The 19,266-nt window shown below is 60.4% G+C and carries 17 protein-coding genes; 8 read left to right on the plus strand and 9 right to left on the minus strand.

The features are described from left to right. Positions 1 to 21 precede the first annotated feature (21 nt). The 6 genes from H0241_RS29900 to H0241_RS29925 all read right to left on the minus strand — a co-directional run bounded on the left by H0241_RS29900 (position 22) and on the right by H0241_RS29925 (position 10,088). A complete protein-coding gene (locus H0241_RS29900; RefSeq protein ID WP_210285128.1) occupies positions 22 to 864 on the minus strand; it encodes an enoyl-CoA hydratase-related protein in 843 nt (280 codons plus the stop codon). A gap of 62 nt (positions 865 to 926) precedes the next feature. Further along, positions 927 to 2,132, minus strand: a complete 1,206-nt coding sequence (locus tag H0241_RS29905; RefSeq protein ID WP_181061368.1) for an acyl-CoA dehydrogenase family protein — start codon at positions 2,130 to 2,132, stop codon at positions 927 to 929. A gap of 151 nt (positions 2,133 to 2,283) precedes the next feature. Beyond that, on the minus strand, positions 2,284 to 3,804 hold the full coding sequence (locus H0241_RS29910; RefSeq protein WP_181061369.1) for a cyclic nucleotide-binding domain-containing protein: 1,521 nt from the start codon (positions 3,802 to 3,804) through the stop codon (positions 2,284 to 2,286). Between the two features lie 331 nt (positions 3,805 to 4,135). After that, positions 4,136 to 4,753, minus strand: coding sequence for a response regulator transcription factor (locus tag H0241_RS29915; protein WP_181061370.1), 618 nt, complete (start codon positions 4,751 to 4,753; stop codon positions 4,136 to 4,138). A gap of 95 nt (positions 4,754 to 4,848) precedes the next feature. Then, on the minus strand, positions 4,849 to 5,223 hold the full coding sequence (locus tag H0241_RS29920) for a response regulator (RefSeq protein WP_181061371.1): 375 nt from the start codon (positions 5,221 to 5,223) through the stop codon (positions 4,849 to 4,851). Next, entirely contained in the window at positions 5,220 to 10,088 is a 4,869-nt protein-coding gene (locus H0241_RS29925) for a PAS domain-containing protein (protein WP_181061372.1), read from the minus strand. The genes H0241_RS29920 and H0241_RS29925 overlap by 4 nt, the downstream gene beginning before the upstream one ends. 191 nt (positions 10,089 to 10,279) lie before the next feature. On the opposite strand from H0241_RS29925, the gene H0241_RS29930 reads away from it, so the two are divergent. The 7 genes from H0241_RS29930 to H0241_RS29960 all read left to right on the plus strand — a co-directional run bounded on the left by H0241_RS29930 (position 10,280) and on the right by H0241_RS29960 (position 16,546). Continuing rightward, a complete protein-coding gene (locus H0241_RS29930) occupies positions 10,280 to 10,510 on the plus strand; it encodes a DUF1127 domain-containing protein (protein WP_235984553.1) in 231 nt (76 codons plus the stop codon). A 94-nt stretch (positions 10,511 to 10,604) separates the two neighbouring features. After that, the gene (locus H0241_RS29935; RefSeq protein WP_181061373.1) at positions 10,605 to 11,363 is read left to right on the plus strand and encodes a sulfite exporter TauE/SafE family protein; all 759 of its coding nucleotides are present in this window, start codon (positions 10,605 to 10,607) and stop codon (positions 11,361 to 11,363) included. Between the two features lie 175 nt (positions 11,364 to 11,538). Further along, the gene (locus H0241_RS29940) at positions 11,539 to 12,336 is read left to right on the plus strand and encodes an alpha/beta fold hydrolase (RefSeq protein ID WP_181061374.1); all 798 of its coding nucleotides are present in this window, start codon (positions 11,539 to 11,541) and stop codon (positions 12,334 to 12,336) included. A 356-nt stretch (positions 12,337 to 12,692) separates the two neighbouring features. Further along, a complete protein-coding gene (locus H0241_RS29945) occupies positions 12,693 to 13,994 on the plus strand; it encodes an epoxide hydrolase family protein (protein ID WP_181061375.1) in 1,302 nt (433 codons plus the stop codon). Positions 13,995 to 14,113: 119 nt separating this feature from the next. Then, positions 14,114 to 14,920, plus strand: coding sequence for an SDR family NAD(P)-dependent oxidoreductase (locus tag H0241_RS29950; RefSeq protein ID WP_181061376.1), 807 nt, complete (start codon positions 14,114 to 14,116; stop codon positions 14,918 to 14,920). A gap of 52 nt (positions 14,921 to 14,972) precedes the next feature. Next, on the plus strand, positions 14,973 to 15,410 hold the full coding sequence (locus H0241_RS29955) for an organic hydroperoxide resistance protein (protein ID WP_181061377.1): 438 nt from the start codon (positions 14,973 to 14,975) through the stop codon (positions 15,408 to 15,410). A gap of 77 nt (positions 15,411 to 15,487) precedes the next feature. Then, positions 15,488 to 16,546 (plus strand): alpha/beta fold hydrolase, encoded by a 1,059-nt coding sequence (locus H0241_RS29960; protein ID WP_181061378.1) that lies wholly within the window; start codon positions 15,488 to 15,490, stop codon positions 16,544 to 16,546. A 118-nt stretch (positions 16,547 to 16,664) separates the two neighbouring features. Here the strand turns inward: H0241_RS29960 and H0241_RS36275 are convergent, their stop codons facing one another. The 3 genes from H0241_RS36275 to H0241_RS29975 all read right to left on the minus strand — a co-directional run bounded on the left by H0241_RS36275 (position 16,665) and on the right by H0241_RS29975 (position 18,620). Beyond that, positions 16,665 to 16,850, minus strand: a complete 186-nt coding sequence (locus H0241_RS36275; protein WP_328824894.1) for a DoxX family membrane protein — start codon at positions 16,848 to 16,850, stop codon at positions 16,665 to 16,667. Positions 16,851 to 17,507: 657 nt separating this feature from the next. Beyond that, on the minus strand, positions 17,508 to 17,963 hold the full coding sequence (locus H0241_RS29970; RefSeq protein WP_181061379.1) for a hypothetical protein: 456 nt from the start codon (positions 17,961 to 17,963) through the stop codon (positions 17,508 to 17,510). 57 nt (positions 17,964 to 18,020) lie between these two features. Next, on the minus strand, positions 18,021 to 18,620 hold the full coding sequence (locus H0241_RS29975; RefSeq protein WP_181061380.1) for a hypothetical protein: 600 nt from the start codon (positions 18,618 to 18,620) through the stop codon (positions 18,021 to 18,023). Positions 18,621 to 18,716: 96 nt separating this feature from the next. Here H0241_RS29975 and H0241_RS29980 point away from each other — a divergent pair, with 96 nt between their 5' ends. Next, positions 18,717 to 19,265, plus strand: a complete 549-nt coding sequence (locus H0241_RS29980; protein WP_181061381.1) for a helix-turn-helix domain-containing protein — start codon at positions 18,717 to 18,719, stop codon at positions 19,263 to 19,265. The last annotated feature ends 1 nt before the right edge of the window (position 19,266 follow it).

The raw sequence follows: 19,266 nt of genomic DNA on the forward strand, positions 1-19,266 counted from the left end.
GTTCTCCTGAAATCTTGCGGTTCAGTGCCCGTGGAATTGGGGCGCACGTTTCTCGAGGAAGGCGGACGTGCCCTCCTTCTTGTCTTCTGTTCCGGCGCTAAGGCCGAAATAGGCGGCTTCGAGAGACAGGCCTTCGCTCTGGCTCGTGTCCATGCCCTTGTGCGTGGCTTCGAGCGCATAGCGCACGGCTATCGGTCCGTTGGCGGCGATCTGGTGGAGGATCGTTTCCGCGCGCGCCAGCAGTTCAGCCGCCGGCACGATCTCGTTGACAAGGCCGATGCGATAAGCCTCCTCGGCGTCGATCAGGCCGCCGGTCAAAATGAGCTGAAGCGCGCGGCCCTTGCCGATCAGCCGCGGCAACCTTTGGGTGCCGCCGCCGCCGGGAAGCAATCCCAGCTTCACTTCAGGCTGGCCGAATTTGGCCTCGGGGACGGCGATGCGGAGGGTGCAGGCCATTGCCGTCTCGCAGCCGCCGCCCAGCGCAAAGCCGTTGACTGCGGCAATGACTGGCTTGCCAAGATTTTCCACCAGATCGAGCACTGCCTGCCCAAGACGGCTCGATACCTCCGCCTCGACCGCGCTTACATGCGCCAGTTCGCTGATGTCGGCGCCGGCGACAAACGCCTTGTCGCCGGAGCCGGTAAGAATGACGCCGCGCACCGCGGCATCGTCACGCGCGTCCTCGAACGCCGAGCGGAGATCCAGCCAGGTCGCCCGATTGAGCGCGTTCAGCACCTTCGGACGATTGATCGTCACATAGGCGATGGCGCCCCTCTTCTCGTAGAGGACGTTGGCGGCGTACATTTCGCTGACCGGCAAGCTCATGGCGTGCTCCAGGGTCTGTGCAACAGCGGGCGAGCTCATGGATCGTCTCCTGAGTTTCGAAGTGAATGATGGGATGTTTGACCGCTCCGGCAGTCAGCGACTCAAACGAAGGCGCTGATCCCGGTGGCGGCTTTGCCGACGATGAGGTTCTGCATCTGGAAGGTGCCCTCGTAGGAGTAGAGCGCCTCGGCGTCTGCGAACAGGCGTCCGACATTGTTGTCGACAATGATGCCGTTGGCGCCATGCACCTCACGCGCCCAGGCGACCGTCTCGCGCATCCGCTGCGTCGTGAATGCCTTTGCGAGCGACGCATGCTGGTCGAGAAGCTTGCCCTCGCCGTGGAGTTCCTCGAGGCGGAACATCAGCGCCTGGCACGCCGTTACATTGGCGAGCATTTTGGCGATGAGATCCTGGATCATCTGGAACGAAGCGATCGGCTTGCCGAACTGAATGCGCTGCTGGGTGTATTTCACCGCCGCTTCGTAGGCACCCATCTGCACTCCGGTGGACATCCAGCCGACGCCGGATCGGGTCTCGCGCAGCACGTGAGCGGTGTCGCGGAACGAATTGGCGTTCTGCAGGCGGTTGGCTTCCGGAACGCGGCAGCCCTTCATGGTGATCAGGCCGTTCTGGACCACCTTGAGCGCCATCTTGTTCTCGATCTTCGCCACGCTGAAACCGGGCGTCGTCTTGTTCTCGACGATGAACCCCTTGACCTGGTTATCGTCCAGGTCGCGCGCCCAGATGATCGACACGTCGCACCAGGGTGCGTTGCCAATCCACTTCTTCTCGCCGTTGAGGATCCAGGTATCGCCTTCGCGTTTCGCGGTCGTGAGCAGTCCGCCACCCGTCCCCGAGCCAACCAGCGGCTCGGTCAGGCCAAAGCAGCCGATCATCTCCAGCCGCGCCATGGGCGGCAGCCATTTCTGCCGCTGCTCCTCGGAGCCCAGCAGGGCGATCGTCCCCATGGCAAGGCCGGTGTGAACACCAAAGAAGGTCGTGAACGACGGGTCGACGCGCGACATCTCCATCGCCACCAGGCCCTTCAGCCTCGAGCTGTAGTCGCCAACGTTGAGGCCGCCAATATTGAGTTCCTTCAGCGGTTCGATCAGCTCGAACGGAAAAGCATCTCTGACCCAGTAATCGTTGATGATCGGCGCGACCCGGGTCTCCATGAAATCGTGCACCTTTGTGAGGATCGCACGTTCCTCGGCACTCAACGTGTCCTCGATCTGATAGAAATCGGCGTTGGGCGCCGGCAGCGGTTTCGGCTCACGGGCCTGCTTCAATGCAGTTGCAGAAGGCATCTCGATCTCTCCATGGATGCACCGCCGCCACAGCAGTAAATCTTTGCCGGGCAAGTCGGTGCGTTGAATTATGATCAATATGCAAGGATAATTTGCTCGAATAAATAGTACGATTGTATCGTCGATACTTTTGTATTGGGGTCATAATCAATCAGAGATGGAAAAGATGCCGGATGCGGGCGGTCAGGCGGGGATCTAATTTCGGCAGTACAGAGCCGTCACGCTCATCAAGCCTGGACTGCTCCGCAGCGGTCCGCCTGGACAGGAGCGACCCGAGCTCATCCGCAATGGTCGGCCGGTCCCGCATGAGCGGCGCCAGCCCTTCCTGGGTGATCTCATAAACCACAACTGGGGTCAGCGCCGTGATGGAACCGGGCTCGCCCGCACCGGTCAGCAGACCGCCCTCTCCAAAGAAATCGCCCGGCGCCAGCCTGGCCAGTTCGGCCGCCTCGCCGGTGGCACCCTCGCGCCGCCGCGTGACGACGGCTACGCCGCTGCGAAGGATCATAAGGGATTTCAGCACGCTTCCCTGCTCAACGAATACGTCGCCTTTGCGAAAGGTGCGGCGCGTCATCGTCGAAGCGAGTGCTTCCTTTTCATCCTCGGTCAGATGGGCGAATAGCGGAACGGTGTCGAGCAGTCGCATCTGCGTGGCGCGAAGCCCGGCTGACAAGGCGCCCGAAGCCGATGCGGCAACGGTGACGCCGCCATCGGGAGGTTGGGCGAGGGCCAGCCCTGCGGCCTTCGCGTGGCGATAGGTCAGATCAAATATCTCGGTTTTTGCGACGCCCACCAGGGACACGTCGGCAACCCTGAACGCTACCTCCAGTTCGACTGCGTTCGCATCGAGCGAGGTTACGTGAACACTGGGCTCTGGGGTTCTCAAGATGGACGTGCTGCTAAGCAACACAGAATGCATCAACTCGATCATGGCAGACGGAGCTGTGGTCGGCCGCAAACGTATCGCGAGTGTCACGCCATGGCTGGGCTCGGGAGTGCTCAGATTTGTGAGTCGCGCTTTCGCGAGATCACTGTTGGGAACAATGACCAGATCATTAGCGCCAGTCAGCAGATGCGTTGCGCGCCAATTGGTCTCGACGACCTTGCCTTCCATTGCGTTGCCGAGGACGAGCCAATCCCCGATCCCGTACGGCCTGGCCAGATTGAGCGCGATACCCGAGAACACGTCGCTCAATGTGCTTTGCAAGGCCAGACCAAGGATCACCGCGATGGCGCCGGAGGTGGCAATGAGGGTGCCTACCGGAGCATTGAAGACATAGGTGACAACTGACAGCACCGCGCCGATGTAGATAATGCCGACGACGAGGTCCTGCAGGAAACGACCTTCGCGAACACGTCCTTCGAAAATCACGAAGACGCGCACGAGGCTGATCAGTGACCAGGCTGCGCTGGTCCACCACGCGATCTTGGCGAGCCCAATAAAAAAGCGCAGCAGACCGGAGGCATTCTGTGGTCCTGGCGCGTACGGAACGATGTCTTGGGATATCAGCAGGGCAGTAAGCGCGGCAAACAGAGCCAATTGCCCGACTAGTTGGCGTTCGGATCGCTTGCGAAGCGCTAGCCGCGTAGACACCGTTCCTAGCGCGGCGAGCATGCCCGTCTGCACAATAGGGTCAGCGGCTAGCTGAGCGACGTCGGCATAACTCGACATTGATCCCGGTTCCCTCGGCGGCTCAGCTCCTCCCGCCAGTCGGACCGTCATTCAGGCGGTGAAGCCATCAGTGGTGCCGGCAGGATCGAGCAGAATGCGAGTGTCTGGTGCTCCTGTGTCTGAATTCATATTTATCCGTATGCTTGGGAGTTCTATTGCACGTTGGTATCGCCAATACTTTAGACTCGATTTTTGCACATCGAGAGCTACTGACATTGCCCACAGGTCAGTCCTTCCGGTTGGTCACCTGATGCGAGATTGCCATGGATCTCGTACCGCAAGCGCCGGTTTGGTGTTGGTGTCGAAGAAACCGACCGTGGCCGGCGCAACCCTAATGGCCGATGCGTAGCCTGCCGGCTATGTTGACGAGATCGGCGAATGACGCAGCCTGCATCTTCTCCATCACTCTGCCTCGGTGTGCCTTGACGGTGATCTCGCTGATGCCTAGCTCATACGCCACCTGCTTGTTCAGCAGTCCCGTAATGACCAGGGCCATCACCTCCTGCTCGCGGCGGCTGAGCAATGCGTGGCGGTCGCGCAGCACCTGCATCTCGATTTCGAGGGCAAGCGCTGCCCCGCTCCGATCGAGAGCCTGTTCCAAGGCCGCCAGCATCGATTCTTCGCTGAAAGGCTTGGTCAGGAACTCGACGGCACCCGCCTTCATTGCCTTTACCGTCATCGGCACGTCGCCGTAGCCGGTGACGAAGATGATGGGCATCTCGGTCCGTTCCACAGAAACCAGCTTCTGCAAATCCAGGCCGTTCAAATCTGGAAGGTTGACGTCGAGGATAAGGCAATTCGGAACCAGCGCCCTCGGGCGGGACAGGAATTGCTGCGCCGACTCGAACATTTCGGGTTGCCAGCCTGCCGATCGTATCAGCAGTTCGAGCGATTCTCGGACCGAAATGTCGTCGTCGACAACGAAGACGAGCGGGATTTCCTGCGGCATAGGAGTCAGCTCTCTAAGTCCACGGGTGCATTCGCCAAGTTCGTATGCACAGCTATTATTACCCCCCTTGCCACATGCCTATCAAGCTGCGCGCATCAGTCCGGCGGTAGCGCCGAATTCAAAGCCTCCTGCAGAGCGTCCTCTGTGAACGGTTTGAACAGGCAGTCTACAGCCCCTTGCTCGATCAGACGCGGCCGCACAGTGTCATCCTTGAGAGCCGTGATGAAAATGGTTGGAATTCTCTGCCCGCGGCGCAGCAGCTCAAGATGCAATTCCGGGCCGGTCATCCCAGGCATAGCGACGTCGAGGATCAGGCATCTGGTTTGGCCGACGTAGTCAGATGGCAGGAACTCTTCAGCCGAGGAAAACGCCTTGGCGCTGAAGCCGAGCTCCTTGAGCAGATCGGGGAGAGACTCGCGTACGGATTCGTCATCGTCAACGATCGACACGAGGGGATGCGCTAATTTCATGAAAACTCCGATGGGATTTGGGTATTGCCATGCGCCACCTTGGTCATGGCAACATCGTCGACAGAGGTTGCATCCGTCGAACAATGCGGGATCGAAAACGCGAATGTCGCTCCGGGGCCATCATTGGCTTGCGCCCAAAGACGTCCATTGTGTCTTTCTATGATCGAGCGGCTGACGGAGAGGCCAATACCCATTCCATCGCTCTTTGTCGTGTAGAACGCCTCGAACAGCCGTTCGGCCCCTTCGGGGCTAAAACCGATGCCCGCATCGCGCACGGTAAGGCGAACCTGTCCATCTTCGTCACCTGCGGTCCGAACCTGCAAAAGCCGCGGCCGGTCTTTGATGTCACTCATTGCATCCGCCGCGTTGCGCAAGAGGTTCATGATTACCTGCTGGAGCTGGACGCGATCGCCGGCAACCATCGGCAGTTCGTCAGCCAGCTCTATGCGCAGCGTCACGCGGTTGCGTTGCAGATCCGCCGATAGCAGTGCGACGACCTCCTGCGCTGCGTCGTTGAGATCGACCGGCTCGGAGGTCACCGCGCGCTTGGTAAACAAGGCGCGCAATCGCGCAATCACGTCCGCCGCCCGCTTGCCGTCGCGTATGGTGCGCCGCGCTGTTTCCTGCGCTCCGTCGACATTGGGCGGGTCGCTGGCCAGCATGCGAAGGCACGTGCTGGCATTGGTGATGATGCCCGCCAGCGGTTGGTTGACCTCGTGGGCGATCGAGGCCGTCAAGGCGCCGAGGCTCATGATGCGGGTGACCTGCGCAAGCTCCGATCTAAGCTTCTCGAGCGCCTCTTCCGAAAGCCGGCGTTGCGTTATGTCGAGAACGGCGCCGATATATTCGATCTGGCCATCGCCGTGGCATCCAGCCCGGTGCGCGATCAGGTGCAGATATTTGACCGACTGATCGGGCAGCACGATCCGGGGCTGGCATTCGAACTCGCGATCGCCGCGTTGCGCCCGCTCGACCGTATTGACAATCATCGGCATGTCTTCGGGGTGGACGCGGCTGGCCATCCGATCGAGCGTAATGACCGTGTCCGGCTCAAACTCGAAGATGCGGTAAAGTTGCTCAGACCAGATGATCTCGCCGCTGGTGACATGCCAGGAAAGATTGCCCATACGTGCGAGATGCTGGCCTTCCGCCAGGAACGCCTCGCTGCGCCTGAGGGCGTCTTCCGCTCGCTTGCGCGCCGTCATGTCGCGCGTGATACCGAGCTGTGCGATTGAGCCATCGCTATTGCGCAGCGGGGCGGCGTGCGTCTCCATGTGCCGGCGAACGCCTTGCGCATTGATGAGGTCGAATTCCAGGAAGCCTTTTTCGCCGGCGCAGATCTTCTCGTGGAACTGGTGATATTTTTCTTGGTGCTCGGGAGCCACGAAGTCGAAAAACCGCTGCCCGATGACGTTATCTATGGATGGCACACCTGCCATTATCGCGCCGGCCGCATTGGTGCGCAGAACCGTGCCGTCGCGGGCTACGACTTTCACGCATTCGGGCGTCGTTTCCACGATGGCGCGGAAACCCTCTTCACTGCGCTTGCGGTCTTCGATGTCGGTGTTGACGCCATACCATCTGACGATTTTGCCATGTTCGTCGTGCAGCGGATTGGCGCGAAACAGGAACCACCGGTATTCGCCATCATGGCGCCGCAGCCGCGCTTCGGTCTCTCCCGGTTTTCCCGAAGCCATGATGGTTTGCCAGGTATCGGCCAAACCAGTCATATCCTCGGGATGGACCGCGGCCGCCCAGCCCCAATCCTGCGCCCCTTCGGCGGTAAGGCCGACATAGTCGAGATAATGCTTGTTAAGGAACTCGGCGGTGCCATCCAGACGCGCCGCCCAGGCAAGTGTTGGGATCGTATCGACGGTAAGCTGCAGATTGCGCTCGCTCGCCGCCAGCGCCTCCTCGGCGCGCTTTCGATCCTCGATGTCGGAGCTGACGCCGTACCAGCGGATCACCTTTCCTGTCTCGTCGCGGATCGGCACCCGGCGCCCCAGATGCCAGCGATAGGTGCCATCCGCCATCCGCGCGCGATATTCAGCCTCGAAGGGCTCTTCTTTGGCCAGACTCTCGCGCCATAGCTTTTCCGCGAGCCCAACGTCATCCGGATGGAACAGCTCCCTCCAATCGGCATCCCCCGGCAGGCCACTGAGCTCGATCGACTGCCTGTTGGCGGCAACACGGATGCCATTGGTGTCGTGGACGCTGACCCTTGCAGGAATACAGTCCAGGATCAGACGTAATTCGCGTTCGCTCGCCGCCAGCGCCTGCTCGGCGCGCTTTCGATCCTCGATGTCGGTGCTGACACCATACCAGCGGATCACCTTTCCGGTCTCGTCGCGCATCGGCACTCGGCGCCCTATGTGCCAGCGATACGTCCCGTCAGCCATGCGCGCGCGATATTCGCATTCGAACGGCTCGCCGTTCGCCAGAGATGCACGCCAGAGTTCCTCTGCGCGTTCGAGATCGTCTCGATGGAAAACTTCTCTCCAATCCGACCCAATGGCATAGCCGCTCAGTTCGAGTGCCCGCTTGTTGGCGGAAATGCGGTTTCCCTCTGTATCGTAGATGCCGACCCTGGCCGGGATGCTGTCGACGATCAGGCGAGACTGGCGCTCGCTTTCCTGCAAGGCCTGCTCCGCGCGCTTGCGATCTTCAATGTCGTGGGCGATGCCGTACCAACGAATTATCTTCCCTGTGTCGTCGCGCAGGGGCACCCGACGCCCCAGATGCCAGCGATACGTGCCGTCAGCCATGCGGGCGCGGTATTCGCATTCAAAGTCCTCTCCGGTGGTCAGGCATTCCTTCCATCGACTCTCGGCAAGCGGCAGATCGTCGGGATGGAAAACGAGCCGCCAATCGGCGACTGCGGGGATGCCGCTCAGCTCGACCGTACGTTTGTTGACGGATACGCGTGTTCCGTCATCGCTGAAAACGCCAACCCTTGCCGGAATAGTGTCGAGAGTCGCCTGGAGGTCGCGCTCGCTGGTCGCCAATGCTTCCTGCGCCCGCTTCATGTCGTCGATGTCGGTGCTTACCCCGTACCACTTGGCGATGTTTCCGTTGTCGTCCCGCAATGGGTTGGCGCGAAAGAGGAACCACCGATATTTGCCGTCATGTCGGCGAAGCCGCCCTTCGGCCTCCATAGGTACAGCGCGGACGACCGCGCTTTTCCAAGTCGTGTCAAGGCGTTCCCAGTCATCGGGATGCAGCGCGGTCTTGTAGTCCCAGCCCGGCACCTGTTCAGGCGACAGGCCGACATATTCGACATAGTGCTTGCTCAGGAATTCGTCGCTGCCATCGGGACGTCCCGACCAGGCCAGTGCGGGGATGGTGTCGATTATGAGTTGGAGGTTGCGTTCGCTCGCTGCGAGCGCGTCCTCGGCGCGCTTCTTTTCGTCAATTTCGGCGTATACGAGATACCACCGCAGGATATTGCCGTCGCCGTCGTACAACGGACGTCCTCGCACCCGGAACCAGCGAAAGGTGCCGTCGGCGCCACGAAGTCTTTGGTCTGTGGAATAGGCCTTTCCGGTTGTCAGTGCGTGCAGCCTTGTCGCGAGGACGCGCTGTAGATCGTCAGGATGAACAATGTCGATGGCACTCCAATCCTTGAGCTCTTCCTCCGACTTGCCGAAATAGTCGACCATATGCTTGTTGACAGCCTCGACTTCACCGCTTGGCCCTAGTACGCCGATCCCGGCCGGGATGCTGTCCATGATCGTCTGGGTATTGCGTTCGCTTTCGCGCAGCGACTCTTCTGCCTTTTTCCTGTCATCGATGTCGGTCTGCAACGCGTACCAGCAGACGATACGGCCCGCAGCGTCATGAAGCGGAATGCCGCGACTGTAGAACCACCGATACATGCCATCGAAGCGCCGCAGCCGGTATTCAAGCTCATAAGGCACGCCGGACGCGATCGCCTTGTTGAATATCTCCGTCGCTTCCGGAAGATCGTCGTCATGTATCGTTTTGTTTGTCGACCATTTCTTGAGCTCGTCGGGCGGCAGGCCGTGGTAGGCTGCCATCTGATAGTTCACCACGTCTGTCTTACCATCCGCCGTCAGGGTCGCCACCAGACCCGGAATGCCGTTGACGATGGCCCGCGCCTTGCGCTCACTCTCGCGCAACGCATCCTCGGCCCGCTTTCTGTCATCGATATCAATCAGCAAATGAAGCCAGCGAAGGATTTGGCCCTGCCGATCCCGCAAAGGCAGGCCATAGACACTGTACCAGCGGTATACGCCATCAGAGCGGCGATGCCGACTCTCGACGTGATAGGAGCTACCCTCCTGGTGTGCAGCAATCTGCTCGGAGATCGTCCGCTCGAGGTCGTCCGGATGCACGACTTCGGACGCCTTCCACCCCCTCAGCTCCTCGAACGTCTTTCCGAAATAGTCGAGCGTTGGTTTGTTCAGGGCCTCGACGTCGCCCGATGACGATGTGACGGCAACCGGAATTGGAATGCTGTCGACGATCGCCTGAAAATCGAACTCGCGCTGCCTAACTGTCTCCTCGACGTCGGTGGCGGTTCCACACCATTTGCTGAGCTGTCCGGCCTGGTCGTGCACCGGGCTGCATTGGATGAGAAACCTGCGATACTCTCCGTCCGCGCGGTGTATACGCGCATCCATTTCACCGGGCTGACCGGAAGCGATGATCGACCGCCAGTCCTCAAGAAGCCCGTCCAGATCGTCCGGATGGACCACAGCCTGCCACTCCCAGCGCTCCTCGCCCGAGCCGAGGCCGCAGTAGTCGCACCAGCGTCGATTGATCAGGTCAACGCTTCCATCGGGCAGCGCAGTCCACGCCATTGCCGGCAGCGCATCCAGTACGCCGCCCTGATCACTCTTCATGCGCTATCCTTTCCAGCCTGTCGGCTAAACTGCGCCAGCGTCCGGCAAAGGTCTATTATGCCTTGGTGTCGGTTTCGTCGGTCCCGACCGACGGCCAATCCAAAAGTATTGCCGACACCTTCGTGCAATCGATTCTTCTGCGGCGACGGGCCAGTTCTACCAGGGTTCAGTTGGAGCCAAAGGATACGACAATGGCCACGATCAAGACAAATTACCTGATGCCGAAGGGGCTGGACCACGACCTCGAACAGACCTGCGATTCGGCTTTCTCAGTCACGTCCAGGATGGCCTGGCTGGAGCGGCAGGTGAAGAAGCGGCGCTCGCGCAAGGCCCTGCTCGAACTGAGCGACGACCTGCTGAAAGACATCGGTCGGTCGCGCCTTGAAGCCAACCGCGAGGCGCGCCGCTGGTTCAACGATTGACGCAACCGCCTTGAGGCCCAAGTCCGCGGTGCTGTTGCTTGCGCAGCTCGGCTGAACCTCCAATACACAGTCAACGGGAAGCTGGAGTGTCCGCATGGAGCTGACGGCCGCCACGATAATTGTCGCTTTTGCCGGCGTCTTCCTGATTTCCTTTATGAGGGGCGCGTTCGGCGGTGGATTCGCCATCATTGGCATTCCGCTGTTGTCGATCGTCATGGATCCGGTGACGGCAGGTGGGCTTCTGGCGCCGCTTTTCGTTGCGATGGACCTGGTCGCATTGCGCTACTGGAAGTCCTCGACATGGTCGAAACCCGACCTCTTGCTGCTGTTGCCAGGCCTCGTCGTCGGGATCGGACTTGGCTATCTGCTCTTTCACATTCTGGATCACCGCGCCATCTCGATCGTGATGGCGGTGACCACTCTGATCTTCGTCGGCCTCTGGTTTGCCGCAGGAGCGAACGTCACGATCCGTCCGCGCTCCTCGCCGAAGGCCGCCGCAGCAGGTCTTACGTCGGGTATCACCACCATGGTGGCACATTCGGGCGGACCGCCGCTTGCCATGTATCTGCTGCCGCTCGGCCTCACCAAGGAAGTCTATGCAGGGACGACGAGCTTGTTCTTCACTGTTGGCAATATGACCAAAGCGGTGCCATGGCTGGTGCTGTCGAGACCGGAAGGCAACACCTGGGTCATAATGGCCATATGTGTGCTCGCCATTCCCGCCGGCATCTGGCTTGGTTGGCGGCTTCATGGGAGGCTGGATCAGCGTCAGCTCTACAGAGCCTGTTATGGATTGCTGATCGTGACGGCGTTCAAATTATTGTGGGACGGCGTGTCCGGCTATCTGGTGTAGCCTGCGACCAAGTCTGACCCTGAGCCCGGACTGATCTCCATGCCGTCCACCGTGATCTGGAACCAATCCAAAGGTATCGCCGATACCAACGTGCAATGGCTCTGACTTCGTGTGCAGGGCATCTGTGGGCATCACGAGCGACGGATACAAACCCCGACTGGGAAGGAGAGAAGTGATGACAAGGATTGCCGTCTCAAAATTTGGCGTTCGGCGCGCAGGCATCGCGATCTTTGCAGGTGCCATGCTCCTCGCTGCTGCCGGCGGTTCGACACCGGCACTGGCGCAGACTGCCCCCACGACGGTCATTCTTGTCCATGGTGCATTCGCCGACGGCTCGTCCTGGGACAAGGTCATTCCACTGCTTCAGGCAAAGGGCCTGAACGTTATCGCGGTTCAAAATCCGTTGACCTCGCTTGCTGACGACGTGGCCGCCACGCAGCGCGCCATCGCGCAGCAAAAAGGCCCTGTCGTTCTGGTCGGCCATTCCTGGGCAGGGACCGTCATTACGCAGGCTGGCAATGACGACCGCGTCAAGGCGCTGGTCTATGTCGCCGCTTTCTCCCCTGGCGATGGTCAGTCCACGTCCGATCTCAACAAAAACTACCCCACGCCGCCCGGATTGGCGCACCCGCAGGTTGATGCCGCGGGCTTTCTGACACTGTCACACGACGATATCGCCAAATACTTCGCCCCCGATGTTCCCAAGGCGGAGTCCAACCTGATAGCGATCACACAAGGCCCTGTGCGCGGCGCGAACTTCGACGAGAAGGTGACAACGGCCGCCTGGAAGTCGAAGCCAAGCTGGGCGGTCGTCACCAAGAATGACCAGATGATAGATCCCAAGCTGCTCGCGGACAGCGCGAAGGTCATGAACGCCCATGTCAAAACCATTGCGTCGAGCCACGTTCCGATGCTGTCGCACCCGAAAGAAGTGGCTGCGGTCATTCTGGAAGCAGTCGACGCCGCCAAATGACATTTGGGGGAGCCGGACAAGGCGCCAGCCTCGCCGGGTCTATGCTGTGTCGCGCTGGACAGACTCCACAATGTACAGCGCCGATCTGAGCGCGGCGGGCACCCTGGCGCCCGCTGCGCTGACGTCATGACGCTGACCGCATTTAAGAAGCCAGACACACCTAGCTAGCTAGCGCAACACGGTCCAGCTCCAGCGTCGACACACACGCGTCGCTCGCGGTTCATCTCCAGGTTGCGCAATCAGCCGTCAGACCAATCCAAAAGTATCGCCGATACCTTCGTGCAATAGCTTAAGCGTCGATGACGACAGAACTATGCATAAGTCAAATCAGTTTTCTCTTTGCATAGGAGCAAATTATGTCAAAAGATCTACTTTCCCCCACGAGGCGAGAGCTTTTAGTCTCTACGGCAGCAGTCGGCGTCATCAGCATGGTTCCGAATGCATTGGGCGCAGCGGAAGCGGAAGCGATCCGCCCCTTCTCCGTCAGCATCTCCCAGGAGCAACTCGACGATCTGCGCCGGCGCGTGGCGGCGACTCGCTGGCCTGACAAGGAAACCGTCACGGACCACTCCCAGGGCGTGCAGTTGGCGACGGTGCAGAAGCTCGCTCAGTACTGGGCGACCGATCACGACTGGCGCAAGGTGGAGGCACGGCTCAACGCCTGGCCCCAGTTCGTCACCGAGATCAATGGGCTGGACATTCACTTCATTCACGTGCGTTCAAAGCACGAGAACGCGTTGCCGCTGATCGTGACACATGGATGGCCGGGTTCGATCATCGAACAGCTGAAGATCATCGGCCCGCTTACCGATCCGACTGCGCATGGCGGCAGCGCAGCCGACGCGTTTCACGTCGTGATCCCCTCGCTGCCCGGACACGGATTCTCCGGCAAGCCGACGGCTCCCGGCTGGACCCCTGTCACCATCGGCCAGGCCTGGGCGACGCTGATGCAGCGCCTTGGCTACACGAAATACGTGGCGCAGGGCGGTGACTGGGGCAATGCGGTCTCCGAGATCATGGCCCTGCAGCAGCCGGCAGGATTGCTCGGAATCCACACCAACATGGCGGCCACCGTCCCGGCCAACATCTCGAAGGCGCTGGCCTTCCACGAGGCGCCTCCCGCCGACGTTACCGCAGAAGAGCGCAATGCGTGGGACCAGCTGGTTGAATTCTACGGAAAGGGGCTGGGCTATGCGCTGGAAATGTCGAACCGGCCGCAGAGCCTCTACGGCATCGCCGACTCGCCGGTCGGTCTGGCGGCATGGATGCTCGACCATGACATCCGCAGCTATGACCTCATCGCCCGCGTCTTCGACGGCGCAACCGAGGGCCTGACGCGCGACGACATCCTCGACAACGTCACGCTTTACTGGCTGACGAATACGGCGGTCTCCTCGGCCCGGCTCTACTGGGATACGACGCAGATCTCGAATGGCGCAGGCTTCTTCGACGTTCGCGGCGTCAAGCTGCCGGTCGCCGTGAGCGCCTTCCCCGATGAGATCTACGCAGCGCCGAAGAGCTGGGCAGAGAAAGCCTACCCGAAGCTCATTCACTACAACAAGCTCGAGAAGGGCGGCCACTTCGCTGCCTGGGAACAGCCGAAAGTCTTTTCCGAAGAGCTGCGCGCCGCGTTCCGGCCGCTGCGCCAGCAGATCTAACAGCGACAGGGCGGCCCTCCCCCACCGCTCACTGCCGCTCGCGCGGCCGGGTCCTCCCCCCGGCCGCGCATTCATCAATCCATCGCCCCAGGCGGCGCAAGACTTGATCGGAGAATAAAATGTCTACTCCTTCCAAAGGGATCGCAGTCATCACAGGCGCCTCTTCGGGAATCGGCGCGATATACGCCGACAGGCTCGCACGCCGCGGCTACGACCTCATCCTGGTTGCGCGCAGCCAGAAAAAACTCGACGAGGTGGCGGGACGCATTGCCGGCGCGACTGGCCGCGCCGTCAACGTCATTGCCGCGGATCTCAACGACAGAACCGACCTGAAGCGGATCGAAACGCTGCTCGCCACCGAGCCGGGCATCACCATGTTGGTCAACAATGCCGGCATCGGTTCGGTCGCCCCATTGCTGGAGGCCGATGTCGACGCGATGGAGCGGATGGTCGCGCTGAATGTGACCGCCCTCACCCGCCTCACCTACGCTGCAGCGCCATCCTTTGTAGCGCGTGGCGGAGGGGCGATCATCAACGTCGCGTCGATCGTTGCCATCCGGCCAGAATCCCTGAACGGCGTCTATGGCGGCACGAAAGCCTTTGTTCTGGCGTTCAGCCTGTCGCTCTTCAAGGAGCTGGCCGCCAGCAACGTGCGCATCCAGGCCGTGCTGCCGGGCGCCACCGCCACCGATTTCTGGGACCTCTCCGGCAGGCCGCTCGAAAACCTTCCAAGCGCGATCCTGATGTCCGCCGAGGACATGGTCGACGCTGCGCTTGCCGGTTTCGACCAGGGTGAGCTGGTGACCATTCCCGCATTGCCCGACGCCGCCGACTGGGACGCCTACGAAGCGGCACGTCAGAACCTCTTCCCCAACCTGTCCAATCGCCTTCCTGCAGCACGATACGGCGTTGCCGCCGCAGCCTGACCCAGCTCCGAAATTTTCTCCCAATCATCCTCGAAAACCGAAAGGAACGACCATGTCACAAGCAGCAACGGCCCCGCAGGGCGAGAAGCTCGTGTATACAGGAAGGGCTCACACGCAAGGCGGCCGCGATCATGGCATCGCCCGCAGCGACGACGGCCAGCTCGAAGTCAAGTTCTCGCCGCCCGGCTCCGGACGGCCTGGCACCAACCCCGAGCAGATGCTGGCGGCCGGCTGGTCGGCCTGCTTCGAAGGTGCGCTCGACATCGTGGCGCGCAAGCGCAGGGTGACGCTCGCCTCGGACCCGACCATCGACGCCGAAGTGGACCTGAACCATGGCGGCGACGGCTTTTTCCTGCGCGCGCGCCTCAACGTGAGCCTGCCTGGCGTCGAGCGGGATGTCGCGCAAGCCCTTGTCGAGGAAGCGCACCAGATCTGCCCCTATTCCAAGGCGTTGAGCAAAAGCATCGACGTGACTGTCAGTCTAGTCTGACGCGGCCGTTGGCACTAGCATCAGCGACCGGTGCTCACGAAACGCCGGTCAGACTGAAAATGTGGGAGGCATCCGCCATGGACACGGACAAGACACCCGCAACCGTCGATTTTCGTCGGCGCCATCTGATCGGCGCCACGGCGATGACGTTGGCCGCCGCCGAGCTGGGGCTGATCGCGTCGGCCAAGGCTGCGGCCGCCACGACGGATCCGGTAAAGGCAGCCAACATGAGCAATAGTTTCCCCCCGTTGAAGCAGGTTGATGCCGGGGCGCTTAGCGTCAGCTATGCCGAAATGGGTCCGGTCGACGGCACGCCGGTTATCCTGCTTCACGGCTGGCCCTATGACATCCACACCTATGTCGATGCCACGCATTTGCTGGCTTCGAGCGGTTGTCGCGTCATCGTTCCCTATCTGCGTGGCTATGGCCCGACCCGCTTCCTGTCCGATACGACGGCGCGCAACGGCCAGCAGTCCGTCATCGCCTCCGATATCATCGCCCTGATGGAAGCCCTTGCGATAGACAAGGCGGTTATCGGCGGTTGTGACTGGGGCGCCCGGACGGCGAACATCGTCGCGGCACTCTGGCCGGAACGCTGCAAGGCGCTGGTCTCGGCGAGCGGCTATTTGATCGGCAACCAGCAGATCGGCAAGCAGCCGCTGCCGCCGAAAGCCGAGTTGCAGTGGTGGTACCAGTACTATTTCAGCACCGAGCGCGGTCGCGCCGGCTACGAGAAATACCGGCGCGACTTCGCCAGGCTCATCTGGCAGATCGCGTCGCCACAGTGGAACTTCGACGACGCCACTTTCGAGCGCAGTGCCCCCGCCTTCGACAATCCCGACCACGTCGACATCGTCATCCACAACTATCGCTGGCGGCTCGGCCTCGCCGAAGGCGAAGCGAAGTACGACGCACTTGAAAGGCAACTTGCGCAGGCGCCGGTTATCACCGTTCCTACAATCACGCTCGAGGGCGACGCCAACGGCGCGCCGCACACTGATGCCACCGCGTATGCGAAAAAGTTCTCGGGCAAGTATACGCATCGCGTTGTCAGCGGCGGTATCGGCCACAACCTTCCCCAGGAAGCACCTGAGGCCTTTGCCCAGGCGATCATGGACGCAGACGCCATGAGCTAGGGCAGGGTCAGGGGTCGAGGTCGAACCAGGCGACAAGAAGGAAGCCGCCGACAAGACCGAGGTGTTCGAAGAAAGAGTTCGCTGCCATGAAACGCTCGTGGCGGGCGGGCAATTCCCATTAGCGTAGCGCAATAGACGTCGACATCCGCGTAAAAGCGCCCAGCGCAAGCGCGCCCTGCCAGCGGAAGAAACCGGTGAGGATCATCACGCTGGCTCCAAGTTCGAGTGCGATCACGGCGAGCGCTAAGAGCGGCGCCAGCGCCAGGCCGGATAATGCCAAAGTATTGGATGCACCTTCGTGCAATAGATCTACCGTCGATCTTGACCAAATGTAATCCTTGTATCCTGGTAGTAGACACGGCAGGAGATAATCTCATGAAACTCCGGATTTTGATCGCGCAACTCGTCTCGGACTTCCGCGAACTCGTTGCACCTCGATACCGCCCGGAACTTCACTATATGCGCGGCCCAGGCCCAGCCTTCGACGCGCGACGGGCTGTGATGGTAGAATCGCGGCGCGTGCTGCCAGTCCTGCGCGCCCCGCTTTGCCGCCACCGGAAAAGGCATCCGCAAGATGCCGATTGACAGCCGTGCCCAGTCTCCCGGGATAAACTACGGGGACTGAAATATGGTCTCAACAATCGCAGGGCGGCCCCTCGGGCTGCTAGTCCCCGCACTTGAAGCTTGCGTCCAAACCTTCCAGAAGCTTGCCATGAGCGGGGTTTTTCTTAATTTTGAACGTATTAATGGCGCGCTCTGTAAGTCTTGTCGGTTGCAATCGAATGACAACTCTTCATTGTTGCAACAGTACGGCTTACTCTTCGACAGATCTAGTTTAATTAACACCAGCTCACCGTCTGATTAAAACTGGGGTGGAGACTCTGAACTCTTCTGAACCGCCGTGGCCGGCGTCCCAGGTGAGACCATATCGGCCTTCGCTCACCTCCCCCTCTCGGCGCACTCACTTGTGCGGCATGCAATAGACCCCTTCGGATTCCATCAGTACCGCGCCACCCTTCAACTCGCTCAGTGCGCCGACCCACGCTTGCGAATAAGTGCGGCTGGCATCCACGGCCGTCAGCCAAAGAACGCGATTGTCGGCCAGCTCGACTTTAACTTCCTGCTGCAAAGGGCTTGCCTGCACGGTCTGTTGATAGTGGCGTTTGATCCTGACATTGCTGGCCGGGAACTCAGCTTCGTTGCTGCCGTAGTTCAGCACAAATCCAGTGTGGTCCTCAGCCACTGAGCAACTGCCATCACGCTCACACACGATTTTGGCAGCGGTCTTGCAGTCCCATTTCAGTGAAGCGGGCCACATAGGATTGTCCACGTTTGATCGCGGCTTATCGCTCTGACCAGCCGTCGCCAACACTCCTGTGTTCATAATCACAGTGGCCAGAAAAAGCGCCTTGAACACTAAAAACCTCCCTGAGTTGTGGCCCTCATAGGGTCTCGCCCTGCGTGAGCACCTGGCTTATGGCATGTTGAGATTGAACCAGCTTTTCTGGCGTATGCCGTTCGCGTCGTCATACTCGATGAACCAGGGCTTTTCTCGCATCGGCCGAGAGATGGTGAAGTATGTCGAGCCACTCCCAAGGGAATGCCCTCTGTCGTTGCCCGTGGTCTGGATTTCTGCCGTCACCAACTTACCTTTGATTTCGATCTGGGCCTGTCGAGATCCGTCATGATTCTGGCCGAGGCGACTATTCATGAAAGTGACGGGCAGCGTGAGCCTGTCGGACGCGATGCGGCAGAAGTTGCGTACTTGCCCCGTTCCGGGTCGATCGGAGTCATTGCCGCCAACTGCTTGCCAGCCAGGCGGGCAATCCTCATACTTCTCGAACCTCGCGGCGCTGGAGTTGGCTTGCGGACAGGTCGGCCAATCAAAACCCGGGGCTTCCATCGCCGCAATCAACTTGTAAATTGGCGGGCGGCACGAGGGGGTACCCTGCCAGTCGCCGGAAAGACATAGGAGGACCTGACAGCCCCATTCCGACGCTTTTGATTGGGATGGAAAACACGCGGCGCCCACGATGGCGACGGCACCCACCAAAAGGAATTTGAGTATGGTCATAGCCTTTTCCTCGCTGCGGATTTGACAGTTTACTATGGATGATCCGCGCGAAAAAGGACAGATCGAAAAGGCAGGTTTGTGCGACTACATCGATTTATGAAGCGAGACGACGCGGGCGTGGTCAACAACCCGTTGCGCGCCAACATTGCTCTTACGCTCGAGCGGGAAAGAGCCAAACGTGGCATATCGCATATGCACATGGCCGAGCTGTTTCGGACCGCCGAGGGCGAAAAACTGGCCTATCGAACCTATATCCAGACCGTGCGTCAGAAAAATAATGTCACATTGACGACGCTGCAGATCATGGCAAACGGCTTGCAACTGTCTTTTGCAGCACTGCTCGCCGGCGGCAAGAAAGTTCCGGAATGGGCGCATCGGTTGGACGACAATGCGATCCGCAAGCGGCTGGCGCACATCATCGATTTTGAGCGACAACGACGTACTTTGCACCGCTACGAGATGGCTGAGCTCATCGGCGTGGCGGAGGCGACATATATGAAATTGGAGCGCGCCAGCGGCAACATCAGCGTGGACACGATTGCCGCGATCGGCAAGTCGTTGAAACTTGATCCAGCGACCTTCCTCTTTTCCGATAAGATCCCGCCAACAACTGACCACATGCTTCTGACGCAGCCGGAGGCGTAGA

It is taken from the genome of Mesorhizobium neociceri, from assembly GCF_013520985.1.
Classification (GTDB): Bacteria; Pseudomonadota; Alphaproteobacteria; order Rhizobiales; family Rhizobiaceae; genus Mesorhizobium; species Mesorhizobium neociceri.